The organism is Mycobacterium sp., from assembly GCF_049673265.1.
Taxonomy (GTDB): Bacteria; Actinomycetota; Actinomycetes; order Mycobacteriales; family Mycobacteriaceae; genus Mycobacterium.
On record NZ_JBATXN010000319.1, the window covers coordinates 1 to 3,249 of the forward strand.

Annotated in this window: 4 protein-coding genes and 2 tRNA genes; 1 reads left to right on the forward strand and 5 read right to left on the reverse strand. The window is 65.5% G+C overall.

The annotated features are described in order from the left end of the window. Nucleotides 1-98 precede the first annotated feature (98 nt). On the forward strand, nucleotides 99-455 hold the full coding sequence (locus WBF82_RS11315; protein ID WP_424383126.1) for a DUF2510 domain-containing protein: 357 nt from the start codon (nucleotides 99-101) through the stop codon (nucleotides 453-455). A 49-nt stretch (nucleotides 456-504) separates the two neighbouring features. Here WBF82_RS11315 and WBF82_RS11320 read toward each other — a convergent pair. From WBF82_RS11320 to WBF82_RS11340, 5 genes are all read right to left on the reverse strand, one after another. Beyond that, nucleotides 505-577 (reverse strand) — tRNA-Ala (locus WBF82_RS11320). Continuing rightward, entirely contained in the window at nucleotides 568-690 is a 123-nt protein-coding gene (locus WBF82_RS11325) for a hypothetical protein (RefSeq protein ID WP_424383127.1), read from the reverse strand. The genes WBF82_RS11320 and WBF82_RS11325 overlap by 10 nt, the downstream gene beginning before the upstream one ends. A gap of 26 nt (nucleotides 691-716) precedes the next feature. Further along, nucleotides 717-790 (reverse strand) — tRNA-Ile (locus WBF82_RS11330). Between the two features lie 58 nt (nucleotides 791-848). Continuing rightward, nucleotides 849-1,661, reverse strand: coding sequence for a DUF3566 domain-containing protein (locus tag WBF82_RS11335; RefSeq protein ID WP_424383128.1), 813 nt, complete (start codon nucleotides 1,659-1,661; stop codon nucleotides 849-851). Nucleotides 1,662-1,710: 49 nt separating this feature from the next. Beyond that, nucleotides 1,711-3,249, reverse strand: a 1,539-nt coding sequence (locus tag WBF82_RS11340; RefSeq protein WP_424383129.1) for a DNA gyrase C-terminal beta-propeller domain-containing protein, incomplete at its 5' end; no start/stop codon positions are given.

The window sequence follows — 3,249 nt, forward strand, 5'->3', positions numbered from 1 at the left end:
GTCCGTAGCCGCGCGCGATCCTGTCACGCCGCGCGGTTCGCCGCAGAAAGCCCTCCGCCCGTGCTTACGAACGCACCTAACGGGGAACCGTTCGAGGCGTGACTAATCCCGAACATCAACCAGTCCCGCGACGGTCGACCGCCGCGCTGGTCGTCCTGGTGGTTTTCATTTGCGTGGCAGTTTTCGGATTTCTGCTAATGGCAGCCGGGTTTATCTTCAACTTCCCCATTGGCTGGTCCGTAGGACTGCTGTTTATCCCGATTGGCTTCTTGGGTGCGCTCATCAGTGGGATTGTGGTGGCCGTCAAGCGGTCGACACCAGCGCAGCAGATCCTGCCGCCTGTTAGCTCGTCGACCAGCGCGGTGCCGGGTTGGTATCCCGATCCGCAAAGTCCGGCTGTGTTGCGGTATTTCGATGGTCGGGCGTGGACCTCGTCGACGCAGCCTCGTCAATAACCTGTGAGACAACGCCCAGAACCGTCCACTTAGCTGCGCTTTTATTATGTGGAGCCTAGGGGATTCGAACCCCTGACTTCTGCCTTGCAAAGGCAGCGCTCTACCAACTGAGCTAAGGCCCCGCACTCCGACCATCGGTCTGGTCGGCGGCCACGTGCCAGACCTCGACGCCCTGCCGAGACCGGATCACCACCGCCAGCACGGCGATCGCTGCCAGCGGCAACACCAGTCTCACGAAACGTCTTGGCAAACACATGGCTGTGGGCCTAGGAGGACTCGAACCTCCGACCTCTTCGTTATCAGCGAAGCGCTCTAACCGCCTGAGCTATAGGCCCGTACGCGCATACGGCCGAGCGACGAGATTACCCCACCGCAGCGCCCGCACCCAAACCGCTAATCCCGGTCGGCCAGCGTCACCTCGACGCCGCCGATCAGGTCGGTCGTCAGGTTGTAGATGAACGCACCGATGGTGGCCATTGCGCTGAGCAAAACAATGTTCACCAAGCCGATCAGCACGGCGCCGCCGAAGATCGTGCCGCTGGACACCAGGTCGGCGCTGCTGCCGCTGGTGTTGTTCAGCAGATCCCCGACGTTGCTGTTGAGCTTGCTCCACACGCCCATGCCGCCGAGCACCAGATAGAGGAACGCCACGGCGATCATCCAGACGAAGAACAGCGCTACCGAAAGCACCAGCGACACCTTCAGCGTGCTCCACGGATCGATGCGCCGGATCTGCATGCTGGCTCGTACCGGGCCTTGGGCTCGCCCGGCCACCTGGATGCGGCGTTCGGTGCGCACCGGAGTCGTCGACGTGTCCGCCCCTGGCTCGGCGGCCGGTTTGCGCTGCCCGGCCCGTGGGGTCGGACCGGACAGGTCGGGTAGTTCGCTGGCGTACGCTTCGTCGCGCCGGGTTTCGCTGCGCGCCGGATCTGCCGGCGCGTCGACGTCGCGCGGTGGCGTCTTGGCAGCGCCAGGCGCGGCCGTACCCGAGATGAAGCGGTTCAACCGGGCGTCGGCATTGGGGGCAGCGGCCGGGCGGGCGGCCGCTCGCGGCTCGCGCGGTTTCGGCGCATCCGCCGGCGCACGCCGTGGTGCCGCCGAGGATCGCGCAGGCGGCGGATGCTGCGCACCTCCCCGGTCGCCCGAGCCACTCCCGTTCGGGCTGTCGCCCGGTCCGGGATGTCCCGGCTCGTTCGGTGAAGTCACGCAGGCGCTCCTAACTATGCATCCGGCCGCCGGGGCGGTCGGCGTTCGCTCACGCGTCGGGTTGGGTACCCGATTCGTCGTCGGTTACGGCGGCTTCTTCAGCGTTACGTGCGATGGCTAACAGTGTGTCGCCCTCGCCCAGGTTCATCAATCGAACACCTTTAGTCTGCCGACCGGCCTTCCGGACCTGCCTGGCCGCCGTCCGGATCACTCCGCCGCCGGAGGTGATCGCGTACACCTCGCTGTCGTCGTCGACGATCAGCGCTCCTACCAGCTTGCCACGACGGGTGTCGTACTGGATCGTCAGAATGCCTTTCCCGCCGCGGCCCTGGGCGGTGTATTCCTCGATCGCGGTGCGCTTGGAATAGCCGCCTGACGTCGCGACCAGCAGGAACGTCCCTTCTCGGACCACGTTCAGCGACAGCAGGTAGTCGTCGGCGTTAAACCGCATGCCCTGTACACCCGAGGTCGCGCGGCCCATTGGCCGCAGCGCCTCATCGGTCGCGGAGAACCGGATCGACTGGCCGTTGGCCGACACCAGGAGCAGGTCGTCCTCGGCCGAGCACAGCACCGCCCCGACCAGTTCGTCGCCGTCGCGCAGGTTGATCGCGACAATCCCGCCCGACCGGTTCGAGTCGAAGTCGGTGAGCGCGGTCTTTTTGACCAGCCCGTTGCGGGTGGCCAGCACCAGGTAGGGGGCGTCCTCGTAGCTCTTGATCTGAATCACCTGGGCGATCCGCTCCTCGGGTTGGAACGCCAGCAGGTTAGCCACATGTTGCCCGCGCGCCGTCCGCGACGCTTCCGGCAGGTCGTAGGCCTTGGCCCGATACACCCGGCCCTGGGTGGTGAAGAACAGGATCCAGTCGTGGGTCGAGCAGACGAAGAAGTGCCGCACGATGTCGTCCTGCTTCAGCCCCGCACCCTGCACGCCCTTGCCGCCGCGCTTCTGGCTGCGGTACAGGTCGGTTTTGGTGCGCTTGGCGTACCCGGTTTCGGTGATGGTGACGACGACGTCCTCGCGGGTGATCAGGTCTTCGTCGCTGACCTCGCCGTCGGCGGCGATGATTCGGGTGCGACGGTCGTCGCCGTACTTCTCGACGATCTCGCCGAGCTCGTCACGCACGATCCCGCGCTGGCGCTCCGGCTTGGCCAAAATGTCTTCCAGGTCAGCGATTTCGGCTTCGATCTTCGCGAGGTCGTCGACGATGCGCTGGCGCTCCAACGCCGCCAGGCGGCGCAGCTGCATGTCGAGGATGGCCTGGGCCTGGATCTCGTCGATGTCGAGCAGTTCGATCAGGCCGGTCCGCGCCACATCCACGGTCTCCGATGCCCGGATCAACGCGATCACCTCGTCGAGCGCATCGAGCGCCTTGACCAGACCGCGCAGGATGTGGGCCCGCTCATTGGCCTTGCGCAACCGATAAGTGGTGCGCCGCACGATGACGTCGAGTTGGTGCTCGACGTAGTAGCGGATCATCTGGTCCAGCCGCAGGGTGCGCGGCACCCCGTCGACGATGGACAACATGTTGGCGCCGAAGCTGTTCTGCAGCTGGGTGTGCTTGTAGAGGTTGTTCAGCACCACCTTGGC